The sequence below is a fragment of the Micromonospora sp. NBRC 110037 genome (assembly GCF_001652995.1).
In the GTDB taxonomy this organism is placed as follows: domain Bacteria; phylum Actinomycetota; class Actinomycetes; order Mycobacteriales; family Micromonosporaceae; genus Micromonospora; species Micromonospora chalcea.
This window is the reverse complement of record NZ_BBVA01000008.1, coordinates 234,320-254,944: the sequence shown is the minus strand read 5'-3', so window position 1 is coordinate 254,944 and position 20,625 is coordinate 234,320. Positions and strand designations below refer to the sequence as shown.

The 20,625-nt window shown below is 71.6% G+C and carries 18 protein-coding genes; 8 read left to right on the top strand and 10 right to left on the bottom strand.

What is annotated here, in order from left to right; all coding sequences use genetic code 11:
- Nucleotides 1-81: 81 nt before the first annotated feature.
- The 4 genes from rplI to rpsF form a co-directional block, all read right to left on the bottom strand.
- The gene (gene rplI, locus A4R25_RS23365) at nucleotides 82-528 is read right to left on the bottom strand and encodes a 50S ribosomal protein L9 (RefSeq protein WP_013289354.1); all 447 of its coding nucleotides are present in this window, start codon (nucleotides 526-528) and stop codon (nucleotides 82-84) included.
- A gap of 14 nt (nucleotides 529-542) precedes the next feature.
- Nucleotides 543-782, bottom strand: coding sequence for a 30S ribosomal protein S18 (gene rpsR, locus A4R25_RS23360; RefSeq protein ID WP_007073789.1), 240 nt, complete (start codon nucleotides 780-782; stop codon nucleotides 543-545).
- A 41-nt stretch (nucleotides 783-823) separates the two neighbouring features.
- On the bottom strand, nucleotides 824-1,351 hold the full coding sequence (locus A4R25_RS23355) for a single-stranded DNA-binding protein (RefSeq protein ID WP_018788497.1): 528 nt from the start codon (nucleotides 1,349-1,351) through the stop codon (nucleotides 824-826).
- Between the two features lie 80 nt (nucleotides 1,352-1,431).
- Nucleotides 1,432-1,722, bottom strand: coding sequence for a 30S ribosomal protein S6 (gene rpsF, locus A4R25_RS23350; protein ID WP_013289357.1), 291 nt, complete (start codon nucleotides 1,720-1,722; stop codon nucleotides 1,432-1,434).
- A gap of 639 nt (nucleotides 1,723-2,361) precedes the next feature.
- Here rpsF and A4R25_RS23345 point away from each other — a divergent pair.
- Nucleotides 2,362-3,144, top strand: a complete 783-nt coding sequence (locus tag A4R25_RS23345) for a deoxyribonuclease IV (protein WP_043327701.1) — start codon at nucleotides 2,362-2,364, stop codon at nucleotides 3,142-3,144.
- Entirely contained in the window at nucleotides 3,141-5,360 is a 2,220-nt protein-coding gene (locus A4R25_RS23340; RefSeq protein ID WP_064448062.1) for an ABC transporter permease, read from the top strand. Before A4R25_RS23345 ends, A4R25_RS23340 begins: the two co-directional genes overlap by 4 nt.
- 19 nt (nucleotides 5,361-5,379) lie before the next feature.
- Here the strand turns inward: A4R25_RS23340 and A4R25_RS23335 are convergent, their stop codons facing one another.
- The 3 genes from A4R25_RS23335 to A4R25_RS23325 form a co-directional block, all read right to left on the bottom strand.
- Nucleotides 5,380-6,936, bottom strand: a complete 1,557-nt coding sequence (locus A4R25_RS23335; RefSeq protein ID WP_064448061.1) for a glycosyltransferase family 87 protein — start codon at nucleotides 6,934-6,936, stop codon at nucleotides 5,380-5,382.
- Between the two features lie 123 nt (nucleotides 6,937-7,059).
- Nucleotides 7,060-9,885, bottom strand: coding sequence for a transglycosylase domain-containing protein (locus A4R25_RS23330; RefSeq protein WP_064448060.1), 2,826 nt, complete (start codon nucleotides 9,883-9,885; stop codon nucleotides 7,060-7,062).
- A gap of 194 nt (nucleotides 9,886-10,079) precedes the next feature.
- A complete protein-coding gene (locus A4R25_RS23325) occupies nucleotides 10,080-10,526 on the bottom strand; it encodes a DUF5318 domain-containing protein (protein WP_030499480.1) in 447 nt (148 codons plus the stop codon).
- A gap of 174 nt (nucleotides 10,527-10,700) precedes the next feature.
- On the opposite strand from A4R25_RS23325, the gene A4R25_RS23320 reads away from it, so the two are divergent.
- Entirely contained in the window at nucleotides 10,701-11,339 is a 639-nt protein-coding gene (locus A4R25_RS23320) for a PadR family transcriptional regulator (RefSeq protein ID WP_030499481.1), read from the top strand.
- Between the two features lie 23 nt (nucleotides 11,340-11,362).
- Nucleotides 11,363-12,442, top strand: a complete 1,080-nt coding sequence (locus A4R25_RS23315) for an inositol-3-phosphate synthase (RefSeq protein ID WP_030499482.1) — start codon at nucleotides 11,363-11,365, stop codon at nucleotides 12,440-12,442.
- A gap of 65 nt (nucleotides 12,443-12,507) precedes the next feature.
- On the opposite strand, the gene A4R25_RS23310 is transcribed toward A4R25_RS23315, so the two are convergent.
- Nucleotides 12,508-12,987, bottom strand: a complete 480-nt coding sequence (locus tag A4R25_RS23310) for a methylated-DNA--[protein]-cysteine S-methyltransferase (protein WP_043327698.1) — start codon at nucleotides 12,985-12,987, stop codon at nucleotides 12,508-12,510.
- 68 nt (nucleotides 12,988-13,055) lie between these two features.
- Between A4R25_RS23310 and A4R25_RS23305 the strand changes: the two genes are divergently transcribed.
- From A4R25_RS23305 to A4R25_RS23290, 4 genes are read left to right on the top strand one after another with little or no spacing between them, the layout of a single operon-like run.
- Nucleotides 13,056-13,565, top strand: coding sequence for a SigE family RNA polymerase sigma factor (locus tag A4R25_RS23305; protein WP_369799317.1), 510 nt, complete (start codon nucleotides 13,056-13,058; stop codon nucleotides 13,563-13,565).
- On the top strand, nucleotides 13,562-14,662 hold the full coding sequence (locus A4R25_RS23300; RefSeq protein ID WP_064448059.1) for a PD40 domain-containing protein: 1,101 nt from the start codon (nucleotides 13,562-13,564) through the stop codon (nucleotides 14,660-14,662). Before A4R25_RS23305 ends, A4R25_RS23300 begins: the two co-directional genes overlap by 4 nt.
- Nucleotides 14,663-14,693: 31 nt before the next feature.
- Entirely contained in the window at nucleotides 14,694-15,236 is a 543-nt protein-coding gene (locus A4R25_RS23295; RefSeq protein WP_043327696.1) for an NfeD family protein, read from the top strand.
- 21 nt (nucleotides 15,237-15,257) lie between these two features.
- A complete protein-coding gene (locus A4R25_RS23290) occupies nucleotides 15,258-16,766 on the top strand; it encodes a flotillin family protein (RefSeq protein WP_064448058.1) in 1,509 nt (502 codons plus the stop codon).
- A 64-nt stretch (nucleotides 16,767-16,830) separates the two neighbouring features.
- On the opposite strand, the gene A4R25_RS23285 is transcribed toward A4R25_RS23290, so the two are convergent.
- Entirely contained in the window at nucleotides 16,831-18,870 is a 2,040-nt protein-coding gene (locus A4R25_RS23285) for a S8 family serine peptidase (protein ID WP_043327694.1), read from the bottom strand.
- Nucleotides 18,871-19,054: 184 nt separating this feature from the next.
- A complete protein-coding gene (locus tag A4R25_RS23280; RefSeq protein WP_043327693.1) occupies nucleotides 19,055-20,515 on the bottom strand; it encodes a CCA tRNA nucleotidyltransferase in 1,461 nt (486 codons plus the stop codon).
- Nucleotides 20,516-20,625: the final 110 nt, after the last annotated feature.

Below are 20,625 nucleotides of genomic sequence, written 5' to 3'. Positions count from 1 at the left end.
GCGGCCGGGGCCGTGGTGACGGAGATGCGGAAGGGCCCGCACCGGTGTCCGGTGCGGGCCCTTCGCGTCGTGCTACGGGTGTCAGCCCTTGACCACGTTCAGGTCGAACTTGGCGGTCACCTCGGGGTGCAGCCGGATGCTGACCGGGTAGGAGCCGAGCGCCTTGATGTGGCCGGGCAGCTCCAGCCGGCGGCGGTCCAGGGTCGGGCCGCCGGCGGCCTTGACGGCGTCGACGATCTCGGCCGGGGTGACCGAGCCGAAGAGCCGGCCGCCGTCGCCGGCGCGGGCCTTCAGGTTGACCTTCAGACCCTCGATCTGGGTCTTGACCTCGGTGGCGTGGCCCAGGTCGCGGATCTCGCGGGCCGAGCGGGCCCGCTTGATGACCGTGACCTGCTTCTCCGCGCCCTTGGTCCAGGCGATCGCGAAGCCCTGCGGCAGCAGGTAGTTACGGCCGAAGCCGTCCTTCACCTCGACGATGTCGCCCGGAGAGCCGAGGCCGGACACCTCCTGAGTGAGGATGATCTTCATGTCCGTGCCTCCTCTCAGCGGGCCGTGGCCGTGTACGGCAGGAGCGCCATCTCGCGGGCGTTCTTGACCGCACGGGCGATCTGCCGCTGCTGCTGCGAGGTCACGCCGGTCACCCGCCGAGCGCGGATCTTGCCGCGGTCGGAGATGAACTTGCGCAGCAGCGCGGTGTCCTTGTAGTCGATGTAGGTGATCCCGTCCTTGTCGAGCGGGTTCACCTTCTTCTTCGGCTTGCGAAGTGCCGCAGCCTTAGCCATTGCTCGTGCTCCTGGTTTGCGATCGCGGGCGCTCGGCGCCATTAGAACGGAGGCTCCTCGTCGAAGTTTCCGCCCGAACCACCGCGGGAGGGGGCGGGGGCAGCAGAGGCCCAGGGGTCGTCGAAGTTGCCTCCGCCGCCACCCTGGCCGCCACCACCACCGAAGCCGCCGCCACCGCCGCCGGAGCGGGACATCTTCTGCACCTTCGCCGTGGCGTAGCGCAGCGACGGGCCGATCTCGTCGACCTCCAGCTCGATGACGGTGCGCTTCTCACCCTCACGGGTCTCGTACGACCGCTGACGCAGCCGGCCGGACACGATCACCCGAGCGCCACGCTGCAGCGACTCGGCGACGTTCTCGGCGGCCTGGCGCCAGACCGTGCACGAGAGGAACAGCGGCTCGCCGTCCTTCCACTCGCCGGAGGCCTTGTCCATGAAGCGGGGCGTCGAAGCGACCCGGAACTTGGCGACCGCCGCGCCGGAGGGGGTGAAACGCAACTCGGGGTCATCGGTCAGGTTGCCGATGACCGTGATGGTGGTGTCTCCTGCCATGACCATCTCCTCGCGCACTCATCTTTGTGCGGTACAGGCTCTCAGAGCCGTACGACAGCGTGGATGAGGCTTGATCCGGACGTGCCGGGACTAGATGCTCAGCGCATCTCCGGACGGATGACCTTGGTGCGCAGCACCGACTCGTTGAGTCGGAGCTGACGGTCCAGCTCGCCAACGGCCTCCGGCGTCGCCTGGAGGTCGATGACGGCGTAGATGCCCTCGGCCTTCTTGTTGATCTCGTACGCGAGGCGCCGGCGGCCCCACACGTCGGTCTTCTCCACCGAGCCACCCGCGGTCCGGATCACGTTCAGGTACGTGTCGAGCGACGGGGCGACGGTGCGCTCCTCGAGGCTGGGGTCGAGGATCACCATGACTTCGTAATGACGCAAGACGTGCTCACCTCCTGTGGGCTAAGCGGCCACGGTCCTTCCGTGGCAGGAGGTCGTGCGTCGTTGCCGTGACCGGTTCCGGGGGAACCCGGCTGGACACGGACAACCGGACCAGGATAGCCGGTGCGGACGATCATGGACGGACCGGTCGACCGGCACGGCCCGGACGCGGCGACAGGGGCCCACCTTCGGCCTCGAGAGCCGGCAGGTGGACCCCTGTCCACGGGGCCGCGGGGCGTCCCGTCCGCATTCCTTGGGTGGGACCTGGGGAGGAACGACCACACCGATGAGGTTGGATCGAAGACGCCCCGCGGAGCTTTATCGTGTTGTCACCTGTGCTGACCATACAATGGCTCTCGTCACCACTTGGGGTAAATTGAGGATTTAGTCCGGACTTCCATTTGGTGTGCCGGATTCCTGATGGATCCCGCCCCGTCGTGCCGGGCCGCACGCCGGGGCGTCCCGTCACCGGGCGTCGGCCCCCTCACCCGTACGTGCTGTGGACCACGTCCGGGCGGAGCGTCGACCATCGATCCCACCTCGGACAACGACCGCCGGGCCGGGTGGTGACGCCTCCGACCCGCCGGGCGCCTCCGGCGAGCGCGGCGACCGTCGCAGGCGCGACGTAGGCTGCCCTGCATGCGAATCGGAGCCCACGTCGATCCGACCGACCCGCTGGCCGAGGCGGCCGCCCGGCAGGCCGAGGCGGTGCAGTTCTTCCTGGCCGACCCGCAGGGCTGGAAGGCCCCGAAGCCGCGCGAGGACGCCGAGCGCCTGCGCGCCGCCGACGTCGACCTCTACGTGCACGCGCCGTACGTGATCAACGTGGCCACGCTCAACAACCGGATCCGCATCCCCAGCCGCAAGCTGCTGCTCGCCCACGCCACCGCCGCGGCGGCCGTCGGCGCCAAGGGCCTGATCGTGCACGGCGGCCACGTCAACGCCGGCCAGGACGTCGCCGTCGGCTTCGACAACTGGCGCAAGACCTTCGCGTACGCGGCGGAGTCCGGCGGATTCCCGCTGCCGGTGCTGATCGAGAACACCGCCGGTGGTGACAACGCCTGTGCCCGGCACCTCGACTCGCTGGCCCGGCTCTGGGACGCGCTCGGCGACCACGAGGTCGGCTTCTGCCTCGACACCTGCCACGCCCACGCGGGCGGCGAGGAGCTGCTGGGCCTGGTCGACCGGGTGAAGGCGATCACCGGCCGGATCGACCTGATCCACGCGAACAACTCGAAGGGCGCCTTCAACTCCGGTCAGGACCGGCACGACAACCTCACCGGCGGCACCATCGACCCGGAGCTGCTGGTGGCGGTGATCCGCGCGGCAGGCGCGCCGGTGATCGTGGAGACCCCCGGCGGCGTCGAGGGCCAGGCCGCCGACATCGCGTTCCTGCGCGGGCAGTTGGGTGCGGCGGAGTGACCGCCGAGAAGTCCGGCACGACCGGCCGCCGGTCCGGCGCCGAGACCCGGGCGGACGGGACCGGCGCGAAGAACCCGCCGGACGACGCGGCCGGGGCCGGGCCGGGGAGCGGCTCGCCCGACGAGCGCGCGTCCGGCGCGGACAGCTCCGGTGAGGACGACACCGCGGGCACGGTGACGAGTGCCGGCAAGGCGAAGCGGACCCGCAAGGCTCGCCGCACCGGCGCGGCGAAGGCGGCAGGCACGGCGAGCACCGCCGACAAGACGAGCACCGCCGACAAGACGAGCACCGCCGACAAGGCGGGTGCCGGCACCGACAAGGCGGAGGCCGGCACCGAAGCCGGGACCGAGGCCGAGGCCCGGGACAGAGCGGACGCCGCCAAGAAGGACGGCGACGCCGCGGAGAAGAGCGACGCCGCGAAGCAGGACGGTACGGGCGACGACGAGCCGGCCGACCCCTGGTCCGCGTTCGGTCCGGCACCCGAGCCGGTGCTCGGCCGCCCCCGCCGGGCCGTCCGCGCCGTGGGCCGGTTCCTGGTGCACGAGTGGACGCTCGCCGTCGTCGCCGCGCTGGCGCTGGCGGCGGCGATGACCTGGCCCACGCTGCGCTATCCGCGGCACACGCTGCCGCAGGACTACTGGGACCCGAGCCTGCAGGCGTGGCAGATGGCCTGGTCCGGGCACATCCTGCGGACGAACCCGGCGCAGCTGTGGCACTCGAACACGTTCTATCCGGAGAACTGGAGCTTCGCGTTCTCCGACACGCTCCTCGGGTACGCCCCGGCCGGCCTGATCGGGGTCGGCCCGGAGCACGCCGTGCTGCGCTACAACATCATGTTCGTGCTGGCGCACGCGCTCGCCGCGTTCGGCGCGTACGCGCTGGCCCGGCAGCTCGGCGCGGGCCGGATCGGCGGCGCGGTGGCCGGGGCGAGCTTCGCCTACGCGCCGTGGCTGCTGGCCCAGGCCGGCCACCTGCACATCATCTCCAACGGCGGCATCCCGTTGGCGCTGGCCATGCTGGCCCGGGGGCACGGCTGGTCACTGCGGTACGGGTACCGGCCGCGCCGCCGGCACGCGGGCTGGGCGTTCGCCGGGTGGCTGGTGGCCGCGTGGCAGCTCAGTCTCGGCTTCGGCATCGGGCTGCCGTTCGCGTACATGCTGGCCGGGGTGGTCCTGGTCTCGGTGGTGCTGTGGTTCGTGCGGCGACGCAAGGTGAAGCGCCCGTTCGGCCGGCGGCTGTTCCTGGCCGACGTGCTGGGCGGGCTCGTCTTCGCGGCGGTGGGCGCGGCGCTGGCGGTGCCCTACTTCAAGGTCGCCGAGCTGCACCCGAACGCGGAGCGCACGATCGGCGACATCGGGCTCTACTCGCCGCCGGCGAGCGGGTTCTTCACCGCGCCGGCCGAGTCCCGGGTCTGGGGTGGTCTGCACGAGGGCGCGCGGGCCGTGCTGCCCTGGCATCCGGAGATGACGTTGCTGCCGGGCTTCGTGCTCTACGCGCTCGCCGCCGGGGGCCTGTTCTTCTCGGTGTGGCGGGTCCGGCACCGGATCTTCCTGCTCGCCGGTGTGCTCGTCACGATGGCGCTGGCGATGGGCACCCGGTTCTTCGGCGGCCGGTTCACCTACGTGCCGCTCTTCGACTACCTGCCGGGCTGGAGCGGGCTGCGGACCCCGGGCCGGATGATGCTCTGGACCACGCTGCTGCTGGGCCTGCTCGCGGCGGGCGCGGTCACCGCGTTCTGCATACGGGTACGCGAGCTGGCCGCCGAGCGGGTACCGCCGTGGCCGGGTCCGTGGCTGCGGCTGGCGACGCTGCTGCCGTTGGCTCTGGTGCTGGTGGAGGGGTTGAACGCCACGCCGCAGCCGGTGGTGCCGCGGCAGCCGGCGGCGCTGCGGACCGTGGACGGGCCGATGCTCGTGCTGCCGAGCAGTCAGAACCTGGATCAGCCGGTGATGCTCTGGTCCACCGACCGGTTCCAGCCGATGGTCAACGGCGGCAGCGGCTTCACGCCCCGGTCCCAGGCCCGGATCCGCGAGGCCACTGTCAGCTTCCCGGACTACGCGAGCGTCGACTACCTGCGGCAGATCGGCGTGAAGAACGTGGTGGTGTTGCGCGACGAGCTGGAGGGCACCCCGTGGGAGGGGATGCTGGACCGGCCGGTCGACGCGCTGGGCGTGGCCCGGGAGCAGGTCGGCGAGGCGGTCGTGTTCCGGCTCTAGACCGACCTGCTCCCGTCGCTCAGACGGGCACGGGTTCGGCGGGCTGTTCGGCGGCGCGCGCCCGCCAGCGCCGGTGCCAGGGCGCGTCGGGCGCGCCGTCGAGCACCCCGCCGTCGGGGTCGTCGGCGTAGGTCTGCCGGACCGCGTCGAGTTCGGGCCGCACGATGTCCCGGATGATGAATCCGCAGAGCACCGCCACGGTGATCAGGCGCAGGCTCGACGCCAGCACGAAGACGCCCTCGGGGAAGACGGGCCGGGACATGGCCGTGCCGAGCAGTTCGCCGTAGAACGCGGCGAAGTAGCCGACCTCGGCGATCTGCCAGGCGAGGAACGCGCCCCAGCGCGGCCGGGCGAGCACCGCGAGCGGCAGCAGCCAGAGCACGAACTGCTGGGACCAGACCTTGCTGAAGATGAGGAACGCGGCGACCACCAGGAAGGCGAGCTGGGCCAGCCGGGGCCGGCGCGGCGCCAGCAGCGCCAGCCCGGCCACGCCGAGGCAGGCCAGCCCGAAGAGCAGGTACGACACCCAGTTGAGCGTGGGGATGTTGGCGTTGAGCCATTCGAACGGCCCGAGTTCGCCGGGTGCGGACGGGCTGATCCGGCCGTCCAGGTAGCGGCCGATGTACCAGAGCGTGCCCCAGTCGATGGGTCGTGTGGTGTTCAGGTCGAAGAAGCGTTCCCAGTTCTCCCGGTAGGGGATCGCCACGGGCAGGTTGACCGCCACGAGGGACACCAGTGCGGTGGCGGTGGCGACGAGCCCGGCGGCCAGTTTTCCGGCCCGTAGCGCGAGCACCAGGATCGGGCCGAGGAGGAACAGCGGCCACATCTTGGCCGCGCCGCCGAGTCCGATCAGGACGCCCGCCACCGCGGGCAGCAGCATCGCGTACCGGTCGGGGCGGGCGCGCGCCCAGGCCAGCAGGCCGAACGCGGCCAGGCCGATGGCGAGCAGGTCCCAGTTGACGGTGGCGGTGAGCACCAGGGCCGGGGAGAGCGCGAACAACGCGGCGTCCCAGGGTCGTCGGCGGCGCAGGCTGAGGATGACCGCGACGGTGGCGACGGCGAGCGCGCCGAGCACCAGCGCGTTGAGGTTGTAGAACCACTGCCCCTGGTTGATGGCGGGGTTGTCGACGCCGAGGGCGTGCACCGGCAGGCCGAGCGCGCCCATGAAGTAGCCGGTCAGCACCGGGTACTCCACCGGGTGGTCGGCGTAGGGCACCTTGCCCTCGTTGAGCCCTTCGGCGTAGTAGAGCGCCAGCACGTCGGTATAGCACATGCGGGTGTACTGGATGTTGTTCTGCCACGCGCCGTCCTGGCAGGGGGATTTCTGCACCCAGTGCAGTGCCAGCGTCAGGCAGACCAGCGCCAGCACGATCCGGCCGGCGGTCCAGAACCGGCTCTCGCGGTCGGCCGGCCGGTCCAGGGCGGCGGCGTGGTCGCCGAGCGGCCCCCCGATCAGACCGGAGGCGCCGCGGACGAACCAGTCCGAGCGGGACGGGTGGTCAATCGTCTCGGCCGATCGCGGCGCCGCCTCGGACGCGCCGGGCTCATCGATGCCTGCGGGCGACTGGGTGCTCATGGAGAGGCATCCTGCCGTACACAGGGGGTCGCCGTCCCGTCGCGCGCGGAGAAATTCCGGTACGCGAAACGCCGGCGGCGGCCGGACCGCTCGGGTCCGGCCGCCGCCGTCAGGTCGTGCGCGTCAGTTCTGGCGTGTCGGTGGCGTGCTCGGTAGCAGCCCGCCACCGCCGCCACCACCGCCGGGGCGTCCGCCGCCACCGGGTAGCCCGCCCCCGCCGGGGTTACCACCCTGGTCGCCGCCGCCGGGGTTGCCGCCGCCGGGCGTACCGCCGGGGCAGAACAGGCCCAGCGGGTCGCAGCCCGGTCCGCCCGGCTGGCCCGGCTCGTTCGCCGGCGGCGGCGGGGCCTCGCCGTTGCCGGCGTCGTCCTTGCCGACGTTCGCCGCGGGCGGGAACTCTTCCTTGTCCTTGCCCTTGAGCGCGTCGTCCATGAAGCGCTTGAAGATGTCACCCGGCATCCGGGCGCCGCTGATGTCCCGGCCGTCCTTGTACTGGATCGGCTTGCGGTCCTTGACGTTGCCGACCCATACCGCGGTGGCGAGTTGCGGCGTGTAGCCGATCATCCAGGCGTCGCCGTTGCGGGTGGTCTTGTCGCCGAGTTCCCAGGTGCCGGTCTTCTCGGCCACCTGACGGCCGTCGTCGAGCCGCTTGTTGATCTGGGCCGGGTACTGCTTGAGCACGGAGGTGACGTCGGCGACGATGTCCTTGTCGATCCGCTGCTGCCCCTTGAGCTTCTCCGCGCCGACCAGGTCCCACTTACCCGTGTCCGGGTTCTGCTTCTCCACCTTCCGGATGAAGTGCGCCTTGTGGTACATGCCCTGGTTCGCGAACGTGGCGACGCCGTTGGCGTGGTCGAGCACCGTGATCGGGTACTGGCCGTACCCGAGGACGTGGAAGAACGGCGACGGTGCCAGGTCCTTCGGGTCGGCCTTGGTCAGGTCGTGCGCCTTGGCCGGGTTGGTGTCGGTCTGCCACATCGTGGTGACGCCGGCCTGCTTGGCCATGTCGAGCACCTTGTCCGGGCCGATCTGCTCGGTGATGTAGTAGAACGGCACGTTCAGCGACTTCAGCGTCGACAGTTCGAGCGTGCAGGAGTCACCGCAGGAAACCTTGTCCGCGCCGGCGTTGCTGACCTTGAACTTGGTGCCCTTCGGCGTGAAGGCCGTGCCCTTCCACCGGGACTTGAGCGAGATGCCTTCCTTGAGCGCCGCGGCGAGCGTGTAGATCTTGAAGCTCGAACCCGGTGAGTGGCCACCGCTCACGACGCCGTTGTCGACGTTCTTTCCGGCGTAGTCGGTGCCGGTGCCGTTGTCACCGCCGTAGTAGGCGAGCACGCGGCCGGTCTTCGGGTCGATCGCCACCACGGCGGCCATCAGGTTCGACCGCTGGCCGGCGAGTTCGGAGCCCTTCCTGGCCCGCTGGGCCGCGTCGAGCGCCGCCTCCTGCATCTTCCGGTTGATCGTGGTGGTGATCCTGTAGCCGCCGCGGCTGAGCGCCTTGGCGCACAGCGGCTTCTTGTCCGTCACCTCGGCCTCGTTGTCGGTGCAGAGCTTCATCTCGCGCAGTTCCTGCGAGACGTAGTTGACGACGTTGCCGTACGGGGTGTCGATGCCGTAGCCACCAGCGCTGCTCTTCGACGGCTTCTGGATGTTCTTCGGGTACTCGGTGGGGTGCTGCGGCGTGTTCGGCGCGTCCAGCCACTTCTCCGTGATCATGCCGTTGATCACATAGTTCCACCGGTCGACGGCGGCCTGCGCGTTGATGGCCGGGTCGTAGCCCTTGTGCGTGGCGCTGGGCTCCGGCTGCTTGATCAGGGCGGCGAGCACCGCGGCCTCGGCGACGTTCAGGTCCTTGACGTTCTTGGCGAAGTACGTCTGCGCCGCCGACTGGATGCCGTAGGCGCCCCGGCCGAAGTAGATGACGTTCAGGTAGTGCTGCATGATCACGCGCTTGTCGTACTTGTCGTTCAGCTTGGAGGCGAGGATCGCCTCCTTCACCTTGCGGCCGTACGTGTCCTGGTCCAGGTGGTCGAACGCGTTGCGCGCGTACTGCTGGGTGATGGTCGAGGCGCCCTGCTTGTCGCCGCCGGTGAGGTTGTTCCACGCGGCCCGCGTGATGCCCTTGTAGTCCACACCGGAGTGCTTGTAGAAGTTCCGGTCCTCCGCCGCGGCCACCGCGTGCTGGACGTGCTCCGGAATCTGGTCGATGGTGACGAGCTGGCGGTTCTGGTCACCGATCCGCGCGAAGGCCTTGCCGCTCGAGTCCAAGATCGTGGTGGACAGCGGCGGGATCGTGTCCTCCGGGAGCACCACCTTGGTGGAGTACCAGGTGAAGCTCACCACGCCGATGCCGGCGAGCATGATGAACACGGCGAAGCCGGCGATCAGCATGTTGATCCGGCGGCGCTTCTTCGCGCGCGCCGGGTCCTCGCCGCGACCGCCCCGGCCGGGGCCGGTCGGGCCGCCGGGACCGCCGGGACCGCCACCGGCGGAGCCGGGCACCCGGGCGCGGCCGCCCACCGCCGCCGCGCCGACGCTCGCCCGGGCGCCGACGCTCGCGCGCCCGCCCACGCTCGCCGCCCCCACGCTCGCCGCGCCGACCGCGGCACGTCCGGCCGGAGCGGCCGGGGAGACCGGAACCGACGCCCGTCCGGCGCCCGCGCGCCCGGAGGCGCCGGGTGCCGGCGAGACGGGCACCGAGGCGCGGCCGCCCGCGCCGGCCCGGCCCACCGAGGCCGAGCCCGATGCCGGGCGCGGCGCCGGAGCGGCGCCACCGACCGAGGCCCGGCCGCCCGAGCCGTACGGTGCCGCGGAGGCGCGCGCCGAGGCGCCGCCGTCCGGGGAGCCGGACCAACCGTTCCCGCCCTGGTTCCACTCGGAACCGGGGTCGCCGTTCGGGCCCGGGATCTGGGCCCGCCCACGCGAAGAACTGGGATCGCCGTAGTTCATTCCTCACACCCTGCCGGTCGCGGTGGGGCGCGGGGGCGCCGCCACCGGGTTGCCGTGAGCTGGAACACGGGACGTTACCCGCCGGCCGTGCCCGCGGTTGCCCGTCAAATCCGATCTATTCGGACTAATTACGTCTAAGGGCTGTCGATTCCGCCACCCGGGGAATGGGCCGGCAGAGATCGGGACAGCCACGTTCACCGTTGCGCCTCTCGCCTTCGCCGAGGGGTGGAGCCGTTGGCCGCGACGGAATCCTCCGCGCCCTCCGCCTCGCCCACGAGACCGTCCCGGCCGAGCAGGAACTGCTCGACGAGATGGTTCCAGTCGCAGCCGGGGCAGACCTCCACCACGAACACCTGGAACTCACGCAGCGTCATGGCCAGGACGGGCAACTCGGCCCGGGTACGCGCCTGGCCGGCCGACTGCTTGAGTTCGTCACCGTAAATGTAGTGGACGTGGATCAGGTTCTCGCTGCGGCAGATCGGGCAGCGGTGATCGGTCGGCTCGCCGTGGAAGCGCGCAGCGTTCTTCAGGTACGGCGAGGCGTCGCAGACGTCGTACGTGCCGATCCGCCCGGCGAGCAGTTCACGCAGCACCGCCCGCTTCTGGAGCGAGTAGTCGACGACCTGGCGCTGCGTACGCATGCGGCAAAGGGTACGCGCTCCGACGAACCCAGGCGACCATGGTCACGATGCGTGATGATCGCGTCGCGTAAGACAGGGTTTGCCCCGTACATCGGCGTCCGCTAACGTGCGATGTATCGGTCCGATACATCGCGGTGGTTAGTGCTCCGCGCAGGGGGAAAGAAGGGATGGCCCGTGCTCGAGCTCGCCATCCTCGGCCTCCTGCAGGAGGCGCCGATGCACGGCTACGAACTGCGCAAGGAGCTGACCGCCAAGCTCGGCGCCATCCGGGCGGCGATCAGCTACGGCTCGCTCTACCCGACCCTGCGCCGGCTGCAGGCGGCGGGATGGATCACCGAAGCCGCTGAGACACCCGCGACCGCCGAGGAGGTTCCCGCGCTGACCAGCCGACGTGGTCGGGTGGTCTACACCATTACCGCGGAGGGCAAGGAACGCTTCGCCCAGCTGATAGCGCAGGCTGGACCCGAGACGTACGACGACACGGGCTTCGGGGTGCACTTCGCGTTCTTCGCCCGGACCGACCAGGCCACCCGGCTCCGGATCCTGGAAGGTCGTCGTCGCAAGATCGAGGAACGTCGCGAAGGTCTTCGTGACGTGCTCGGCCGGGCAGCCGAGCGACTCGACGCGTACACCCTGGAACTGCAACGCCACGGGCTCGACGCCTGTGAGCGCGAAGTCCGCTGGCTGGAGGAGCTCATCGCCAACGAGCGCTCCGGCCGGGCCCCGGCCGACCCGCGAACCGGGACGGCCGACGGCCGACGAGACAACGACAGCCCGCCCACGCCTGGAACGTCCAGGACAGAGCGGCCGTGATGAAGAAGAAGGAGGCAGACGCTATGGGCTCCGTCCGCGTCGCCATCGTCGGTGTGGGTAACTGCGCCTCGTCCCTGGTCCAGGGCGTGGAGTACTACCGGAACGCCGACCCGAACGACCGCGTCCCGGGTCTCATGCACGTCACCTTCGGCGACTACCACGTATCCGACGTGAAGTTCGTCGCGGCGTTCGACGTGGACGCCAAGAAGGTGGGCATGGACCTCGCGGAGGCGATCGTCGCCAGCGAGAACAACACGATCAAGCTGTGCGACGTGCCGCCGACCGGCGTCACCGTGCAGCGCGGCCCGACCTTCGACGGTCTCGGCCAGTACTACCGCGAGATCGTCGAGGAGTCGGACGCCAAGCCGGTCGACGTGGCGCAGGCGCTGCGCGACGCGCAGGTCGACGTGGTCGTCTCCTACCTCCCGGTGGGCTCCGAGGAGGCCGACAAGTTCTACGCCCAGGCCGCGATCGACGCCGGCTGCGCGTTCGTGAACGCCCTGCCGGTCTTCATCGCCTCCGACCCGGAGTGGGCGAAGAAGTTCACCGACGCCGGCCTGCCGATCGTCGGCGACGACATCAAGAGCCAGGTCGGCGCCACGATCGTCCACCGCGCCCTGGCGAAGCTCTTCGAGGACCGCGGGGTCGAGCTGCTGCGCACGTACCAGCTCAACTTCGGCGGCAACATGGACTTCATGAACATGCTGGAGCGCAACCGCCTGGTCTCGAAGAAGATCTCGAAGACCCAGTCGGTGACCTCCCAGATCCCGCACGAGATGCAGAAGAGCGACGTGCACATCGGCCCGTCCGACCACGTGCCGTGGCTGGACGACCGCAAGTGGGCGTACATCCGCCTGGAGGGCCGTTCCTTCGGCGACACCCCGCTCAACGCGGAGCTGAAGCTCGAGGTGTGGGACTCGCCGAACTCGGCCGGTGTCATCATCGACGCCGTCCGGGCCGCGAAGATCGCGCTGGACCGGAAGATCGGTGGCCCGATCCTCTCCGCCTCCTCGTACTTCATGAAGTCCCCGCCGGAGCAGTACGCCGACCACGACGCGCACGCCGCCGTCGAGGCGTTCATCGCCGGCGAGATCGAGCGCTGACGCGCTGAAACGCTGAAGAAGGAAGGCCGGGTCCGCGCGGACCCGGCCTTCCTTCTTCGGGTACGTCAGGACCAGGCGCGCCGCAGCGCCACGGCCGCCTCCAGCTCCAGCAGCGTCACCTTGCGCGGCAGCCCGCCGCCGAAGCCGACCAGCTTGCCGCCCGCGCCGACGATCCGGTGACAGGGCACGATCACCGGCACCGGATTGCGGTTGCAGGCCACCCCGACCGCCCGCGCGCCGCCCGGGTCGCCGACCGCCTTCGCCACCTCGCCGTAGGTCTTCGTCTCCCCGTACGGGATGCCTGTCATCTCCCGCCAGACCGCGCGTTCGAACTCCGAGCCGCGCGGGGCCGACACCGGCACCGTGAACTCGGTCAGCTCACCGGCGAAGTACGCCCGCAGCTCCGTCACCGCCAGCCGGGCCACCGCGTCGCCGGGCTCGTCGGCCGCCCCGTCCACCCGGCCGAAGTGCGCGCCGCGCACCGCGTCGTCGTCGGTGCCGACGGAGAACTCCCCGATCGGTGAGTCGAGCACTGTCCAGCGCATGCCACCCATTGTCGCGCGACGGGCAAAGATTTCCCCGCCCCGGGCGTCTGGAGATGCGGAGGTGGACGGTGGCAGAGGTCGACGGGGAGTTCACCGCGTTCGTCAACGAGCGGGGAGCGGCCCTGCTGCGGGTCGCCTACGCGCTGGCCGGCAGCCAGCACGCGGCGGAGGATCTGCTGCAGAACGCGCTGGCCAAGGCGTACGTCCGGTGGCCCCGGATCCACGGCGACGCGGAGCCGTACGTGAAACGGATCCTCTACCACGACCAGGTCTCCGGCTGGCGGCGGCGGGCGCGACGCGCGGAGGTGCCGGTGGCCGAACTGCCGGAGCGACCGGCCGCCGGCGACGACAGCGACCTGCGGCTGCTGGTGCGGGACGCGCTGCGGACACTGCCGCCGCGCCAGCGGGCCGTGCTCACCCTGCGCTACCTGGAGGACCTGAGCGTCGAGCAGACAGCCGCGCTGCTCGGCTGCCGCCCCGGCACCGTGGCCAGCCAGAGCACCAAGGCGCTGGCCCGTCTCCGGAAGCTGGTGCCGGGGCTGGACGGGCTGACGAACCGGACGGAGGTGACCCGATGAGCACGTCGCTGGACGAGACGCTGCGGACAGCCGTACACGATCTCGCCGACGGCGCCGCGCCCGCGCCGGACCTGGCGTGGCGCGCGCTCGGCCGGGGCCGCAGGCTGCGCCGCCGACGGCGGGTGGGCACCGCCGCTGCCGCGGTCGTCGCCGTGGTCGCGGTGGCGCTGCCGTTCGTCCTGCTCCGGCCGCGTCCCGCCCCGCCGCCGACCGCGCCGCCGGTCACCGTCGACCCGTCGCCTGTCATCAGGTCGGCGCCCGGACCGGACTGGGCGGACGGGCCGCTGGTGCTGCCCGGCGACTGGGTGGTCACCGGCACGCAGGCGAGGGCGGGCGGCGCCGGGCCGTCGTACCTGCTCGACCGGGGACGCGGCAGGTACTTCGGCAACGGCCGCTACGACGCCGTCCTGCCGGCGCCCACCGGCTCGCTGGTGGCGGTCTGGGACGACGACCGGCCCCGGCAGGTCGGCCTGGTCGACGTGGTCCGGGGCACCACCCGCTGGTACGAGCCGGGCCGCGCGCTCGCCTGGCCGAACTGGTCGCCAGACGGTCGCCGCCTGCTGTTCACCAGTCTGCGGGTCGGTCACCCCGGGTTCGTCGTGCTCGACGTGGACGGCACCGTCCGCTCCCACGCTGTCGACACCGGCCGCTATCCCTGCACCGATTCCTGCCCCTTCCTGTGGAGCCGGGACGGGCGGGAGGTGCTGCTACCGCAGACCGACCCGAGCGGTCCCCGGTCCGAGGCGGTCCGGCACCCCCGGCGGGGCGTGCAGTTCTTCGCCGCCGACAGCGGCCGGCCCACCCGGTTCGAGCCGCTGCCGGGCGACCCGGCCGGGCCCTGGGCGTGGTCACCGGACGGGCGGCTGGTGGTGGTGCAGGGGCAGAAGGAGCCGCTGCTCGTGGAGGCGGCGACCGGCCGCGTGGTGAACCCGTTGCCGGTGGCCGACGTCGTCTGGGTCGGCGACGACCGCCTGCTCTACCGGCGGCCGTACGGGTCGCGGGACTTCGTGCTCGCCGACACCACCGGCCGCGAACTCGTGCGTCAGCCGCTGCCGGAGGACCTCGCCCTCGCCGAGGTGACGATCGCGCCGCGCTGACCCGGCGCTGAACCTCTGCTGGACGTAGTGGATGTTGCACGGCGTCGATACCGTGCAGGTCATGGCCACCGGGACGCTCATCTTCCTGATCATCGGCGGGGTCGGTGTGGGCGTGCTGACGCTCGCCCTGCTCGGCTCGGGAGTGCTCCACCTCGGCCAGCCGGACGTCGACGGGCCGGTGTCGCTGGAGGCGGCCGCCGGGTTCACCGGCGCGTTCGGCTTCGGCGCCGCGATCGTCAACGAGCTGCTCGGCGGGCGTACCCCCGGGATGATCGCGGCGGCGGTGGCCGGCGGCGCGCTCGCCGCCGTGCCCACCGGCTGGCTGGCGGCCCGGCTCAGTCGCGCGGCCCGCAACATGCGCACCGACGCCACCCCCACCCGCGACCACCTGGCCGGCGCGATCGGCCTGGTGGTGACGCCGATCCCCAGCGGCGGCTACGGCGAGGTGCGGGTACGCCTCGCCGGCCAGCCGGTGAAGCTCAACGCCCGCGCCGACGGGCCGATCCCGGTCGGCACCCGGATCTTCGTGGTCGAAGCACTGAGCGAGACCAGCGTGCACGTCGAGACCTACTGACACCAACAGACGGGAATGCCCATGCCCCTGCTCGTCGCCATCGGCGGCGCGGTCCTCCTCGCCGTCGTCCTCGTACTCTTCGTGTTGTCCCGGATCAAGGTGGCCGGGCCGAACCAGGCGTTCATCGTCACCGGCCGCAAGGGCCGCACCACCCAGACCGCCGACGGAGCCCGCTCCACCGACATGTCCGGGCAGAAGGTCGTGCTCGGCGCCTCGGTGTTCGTCCTGCCGGTGGTGCAGAAGCTCCAGTCGCTCGACCTGTCCAGCCGCCGGATCGACGTCAGCATCCGCGGCGCGGTGAGCAAGCAGGGCATCCGCACCGAGCTGCACGGCGTCGCGATCGTCAAGGTCGGCGGCACCGAGGACGCGATCCGCGCCGCCGCCCAGCGCTTCCTGAACCAGCAGGAGGAGATCGACAACTTCACCCGCGAGGTGCTGGCCGGCGCGCTCCGCTCGATCGTCGGGCGGCTCACCGTCGAGGAGATCATCCGGGACCGGGCGGCGTTCGCCAGCGCGGTCGCCGAGGAGGCCGAGCACTCGATGACCAACCAGGGCCTGGTGCTGGACACGTTCCAGCTCCAGGACATCCTGGCCGAGGGCTCCTACCTGCAGGACCTGGGCCGGCCGGAGGCGGCCCGGGTGCTCAAGGACGCGGCCATCGCCGAGGCGCGGGCCCGCCAGCAGGCCGAGCAGGAGCGGCTGCTCGCCGAGGAGGCGATCGCCGAGGCGAACCGGAACCTGGCGCTCAAGCAGGCCGGCATCCAGGCCGAGATCGACGCGGCCAAGGCGAAGTCGGCGGCGGCCGGGCCGCTCGCCCAGGCCGAGCGGGACCAGGCGATCCTCTCCGAGCAGCAGAAGGTGGCCGAGCGCAACGCCGAGCTGAAGCAGCGCCAGCTCGACACCGAGGTGCGCAAGCCGGCCGACGCGGCCCGGTACAAGGTGGAGCAGGAGGCCGAGGCGAACCGCAACGCGGCGGTGCTCAACGCCGACGCGCAGCGGCAGGCGACCATCGCCGCCGCGCAGGCCGCCGCCGAGCAGGCCCGCCTCACCGGTGAGGGCGAGCGGGCCCGCCGGGCCGCGCTGGCCGAGGCGAACGCGATCGAGGGCACCAAGGAGGGCGAGGCGGAGCAGCGCCGGCGTTCCGCGATCGCCGAGGCGGTCGAGCGGGAGGGCCAGGCCGAGGCGGCGGCCATCCTCGCCAAGGGTCAGGCCGAGGCCGACGCGATGGCCCGCAAGGCCGAGGCGTTCGCCGCGTACGGCGAGGCGGCCGTCCTGGACCTGCTGGTCAAGGTGCTGCCCGAGGTGGTCGGCGCGGCCAGCGCCCCGATCGGCGCGATCGACAAGATGACGGTGATCTCCACCGACGGCGCGTCGTCGCTGACCAAGTCGGTGGCCGGGAACGTCGCCCAGGGTCTCCAGCTGGGCAGCGACCTCACCGGCATCGACCTGGCCGGGCTGCTGGCGCGGCTGGGCAGCAGCGCGCAGAACAACGGCAAGAGCACTGTGGACGGCAGCACCGTCGACGCGTGACGAACGACGGCGCCCGCCGGGTCTCCCCTCGGGGAGCCGGCGGGCGCCGTTTCGGTGTGGCGGGTCAGAGCGCGGCGAAGACGAACTTCTCGCCGGTGCTCAGGCCCAGGGTCTCGCTGTTCCAGTCGATGACGCGGCTGGCGATGAGCTGGCTGCCCCCGGTCGCGCCGGCGGTGACCGCCTTGCCGTTGGCGTTCGCCCGCAGGTAGACCGAGCCGTCGGTGTTGTAGTCGAGAAAGTCGAAGACCTCCCAGGCGTCGATCACGGTGGCCTTCGCGATCAGCGCCCGGTTGCCGCCGGCGTCCGCCGTGACGAACTGGTTGTTCGCCAGCGCGCGCAGGGCGAAGAACCCGTCGCCCACGCTGACGACCTCGTACCGCTCCCAGGCCCCGACGGTCGCGGCCCGGGCGATCAGGGGCCGGGTTCCGCCGCTCTCGGTGGTCACGTAGTTGCCGTTTGCCACCGCCTTGATGCCGACCACCGGGGGCGCCGCGTCGAAGTCGAACTTCTCCGCCGCGCCGATGGTGGTCTTGCTGGCGATCAGCGGGTTGGTGGTGTTCGAGGCGGTGACGTACTTGCCGTTTGTGACGGCCTTCAGACTGACCGAGCCGTCGGTGTTCGTGACGATCTGGAACTTCTCCCAGTCGCCGATCGCGGCGGACCGGGCGATCAGCGGACGGTTGCCGCCGCTCTCGGCGGTGACGAACAGGTTGTTCGTGACGGCACGCAGGCCGTAGTAGCCGTTGCCGGCGTCCACCACGTCGTACCGCTCCCATGCGCCGACCTCGGTGCCGCGCGCGATCAGCGGCCGGTTGCCGCCGCTCTCCGCCGTCACGTACAGGCCGTTGCCGCGGGCCTTGAGGCCGTACGACTCGCGCGCCACCACCGCGTCGCCGACGTGCAGCAGCCGGTCGGGCGAGCCCATGATGTCGTGCACCGCGCCGCTGACGCTCGTGCCCACGACCGAGTCGCGCACCTGCTGCGGGGTCCAGCCCGGGTGTGCCTCCAGCACCAGCGCCGCGGCGCCCGCCACGTGCGGGGAGGCCATCGACGTGCCGTTCATCGTCTCCGTGCCGGTGGCGGTGCCGGCCTTGGCCGAGACGATGCCGGTGCCCGGCGCGAAGGTGTCCAGGCAGGTGCCGTAGTTGGAGAACCAGGCCCGGAAGTCGATCTGGTCGGTGGCGCCGACGGTGATGGCCGCCGGCACCCGCGCCGGTGACTCGCCGCAGGCGTCCTGCATGCTGTTGCCGGCCGCGACGGCGTAGGTGATGCCGGAGGCGATGGAGCGGGCGACCGCGTCGTTCACCGCCTGGTCGATGCCCCCGAAGCCGAGGCTCATGTTGGCCACCGACGGCCCGGTGGCGTGCGAGGTGACCCAGTCGATGCCGGCGAGCACCTGTTCGCTGCTGCCGCCGCCGTCGCAGTCGAGCACACGTACGGCGACGAGCGCGACGTCCTTGGCGACCCCGTACTTCGTGCCGCCGATCGTGCCGGCCACGTGCGTGCCGTGCCCGTCGCAGTCCTGCGCCACGTCGTCGGACTCCACCGCGTCGTAGCCGTTGCGGGCCCGGCCGCCGAAGTCCTCGTGGTCGATGTCGATGCCGGTGTCGATGACGTAGGCGGTCACTCCGGCGCCGGTCGCCGGGTAGGTGTACCGGCCGTCGGTCTTCGTCCGGGACTGGTCGATCCGGTCCAGCCCCCACGGCGGGGTGGTCTGGGTGCCGGTGGCCTGGTAGCGCTGGACCTGCTGCACGTAGGCGACGGCCGGGTCCGCGGCGAGGCGCTCCGCCTGCCGGCGGTCCATGCTGGCGGAGTAGCCGGACAGCGCCTTGCCGAACACCCGACGTACGGAGCCGCCGTGCTCGCCGGCGAGGGCCGACGCGGTGGACTTCACCTTGGCGGGACCGGCCTTGCCGTCCTTGAGGACGACGATGTAGCGGCCGGGTACCGCCGCGGCGGTGTCGGCGCCCCGGACCGGGGCACGCTTCGGGCCGGCCGGGTCGGCCGAGGCGGCGCCGCCGGTGGCGGCGCAGATGATGGAGGTCGCGGAGGTGAGGGCAAGCCCCACCAGCGCGGAGCGGCGCAGCGCGCCATGACGTGACACTGAATGCTCTCCCCGTGTCCAGCGGCCGTCCCTTCGGGACGGGCGGATGTGATCAGGACAGCCGTACCCGTCGATCCGGGTGGCTGATGATGACCATCATCATGCGCGAGACATCGACCGATGCACGTCAACCTTTCGGTCGACACGCCGCCGTATCGTCGTGGAGCTTCCCCGCGCGGGGAGGTCAGCCGATGATGCCCTCGTCGCGGGCCCAGCGCAGCAGCGCCGCCTCGGCCTCGTCGCGGTCCAGCGGCCCGCGCTCCAGTCGCAGCTCCTTGAGGTGCTGCCAGGCACGGCCGACCACCGGTCCCGGCGGTACGCCGAGCAACTCCATGATCGCGTTGCCGTCCAGGTCGGGCCGCACCCGGGCCAGGTCCTCCTCGGCGGCGATCCGGGCGATCCGCTCCTCCAGCGCGTCGTAGTCGGCCGCGAGCTGCGCGGCCTTGCGCCGGTTGCGGGTGGTGCAGTCGGAACGGGTCAGCTTGTGCAGGCGGGACAGCAGGTCGCCGGCGTCGGTGACGTACCGGCGCACCGCCGAGTCGGTCCATTCGCCCCGGCCGTACCCGTAGAAGCGCAGGTGCAGGCCGACCAGCTTGACCACCTGGGAGGTGATCTCCTTGGAGTAGCGCATCGCCTTCATCCGGGCCTTGGTCAGCCGGGCCCCGACCACCTCGTGGTGGTGGAAGCTGACCCGGCCGTCCGCGCCGACCGCCTTGGTGGCCGGCTTGCCGACGTCGTGCATCAGCGCGGCCATCCGCAGCACGAAGTCGCAGCCGTCGGACTCCAGTGACATGGCGTTGCTGACCACTGTGAGCGTGTGCTCGTAGACGTCCTTGTGCTGGGCGTGCTCGTCGATGGTGAGCTTCAGGCCGGTCAGCTCGGGCAGGAAGCGCTCGGCCAGGCCGGTGTCGACGAGCAGCCGCAGCCCGGTGATCGGGTCGGCGCCGCAGAGCAGCTTGGTGAACTCGTCCCGGATCCGTTCCGCGGTGATCCGGTCCAGGTCGCCGGCCATCTCGGTCATCGCGGCGCGGACGTCCGGGTGGACGGCGAAGCGGAGCTGGGCGGCGAACCGGGCCGCGCGCAGCATCCGCAGGGGGTCGTCGCGGAACGACTCCTGCGGCGTGCCGGGGGTACGGATGATCTTGGCGGCCAGGTCGGCCAGCCCGCCGTACGGGTCGGTGAACCGGTGGTCGGGCAGGCTGACCGCCATCGCGTTGACGGTGAAGTCGCGGCGCTTCAGGTCTTCGACCAGGCTGGTGCCGTACTGCACCACCGGGTTACGGCTGACCTGGTCGTAGACCTCGGCCCGGAAGGTGGTGATCTCCAGGTTGAGGCCGTCGCGCTGGCAGGCGATGGTGCCGAACTCACGCCCGGTCTCCCAGATCGACTCCGCCCAGCCACGGATGACCTTGACCGTCTCGTCGGGGTGGGCGTCGGTGCAGAAGTCGAGGTCGTTGCCGAGCCGGCCGAGCAGCGCGTCGCGGACGGATCCGCCCACCAGGTGCAGTTCGTGACCGGCCTGGGCGAAGCGCCGGCCCAGCTCGTCGGCGACCGGTGAGACTCGGAGCAGTTCGGCGACGGCGTTGCGCTGCGCGGCGGTCAGCTCGCGGCGGTCGGCGGCGTGGGAGGCGGAGGCTTCGGACATGGGATCGCCAGCCTATCGGGCCGAGGGTGGATCGACCGCGCCGGGCGCGGGTAACGGGCGGAGGTTGACTAAGGTTCCGGTTGGGCGGGGCCGGCCGGACCCGGTTGCGA

Bases quoted from the DNA above. Each gene is read 5' to 3' on its own strand.
- A4R25_RS23325 (WP_030499480.1), bottom strand. From the start codon at position 10,526: ATGCGTACGCAGCGCCAGGTCGTCGACTACTCGCTCCAGAAGCGGGCG.
- A4R25_RS23300 (WP_064448059.1), top strand. From the start codon at position 13,562: ATGAGCACGTCGCTGGACGAGACGCTGCGGACAGCCGTACACGATCTC.
- A4R25_RS23345 (WP_043327701.1), top strand. From the start codon at position 2,362: ATGCGAATCGGAGCCCACGTCGATCCGACCGACCCGCTGGCCGAGGCG.
- A4R25_RS23280 (WP_043327693.1), bottom strand. From the start codon at position 20,515: ATGTCCGAAGCCTCCGCCTCCCACGCCGCCGACCGCCGCGAGCTGACC.
- A4R25_RS23335 (WP_064448061.1), bottom strand. From the start codon at position 6,936: ATGAGCACCCAGTCGCCCGCAGGCATCGATGAGCCCGGCGCGTCCGAG.
- A4R25_RS23330 (WP_064448060.1), bottom strand. From the start codon at position 9,885: ATGAACTACGGCGATCCCAGTTCTTCGCGTGGGCGGGCCCAGATCCCG.
- A4R25_RS23315 (WP_030499482.1), top strand. From the start codon at position 11,363: ATGGGCTCCGTCCGCGTCGCCATCGTCGGTGTGGGTAACTGCGCCTCG.
- A4R25_RS23295 (WP_043327696.1), top strand. From the start codon at position 14,694: ATGTTGCACGGCGTCGATACCGTGCAGGTCATGGCCACCGGGACGCTC.
- rpsR (WP_007073789.1), bottom strand. From the start codon at position 782: ATGGCTAAGGCTGCGGCACTTCGCAAGCCGAAGAAGAAGGTGAACCCG.
- A4R25_RS23290 (WP_064448058.1), top strand. From the start codon at position 15,258: ATGCCCCTGCTCGTCGCCATCGGCGGCGCGGTCCTCCTCGCCGTCGTC.
- rplI (WP_013289354.1), bottom strand. From the start codon at position 528: ATGAAGATCATCCTCACTCAGGAGGTGTCCGGCCTCGGCTCTCCGGGC.
- A4R25_RS23310 (WP_043327698.1), bottom strand. From the start codon at position 12,987: ATGCGCTGGACAGTGCTCGACTCACCGATCGGGGAGTTCTCCGTCGGC.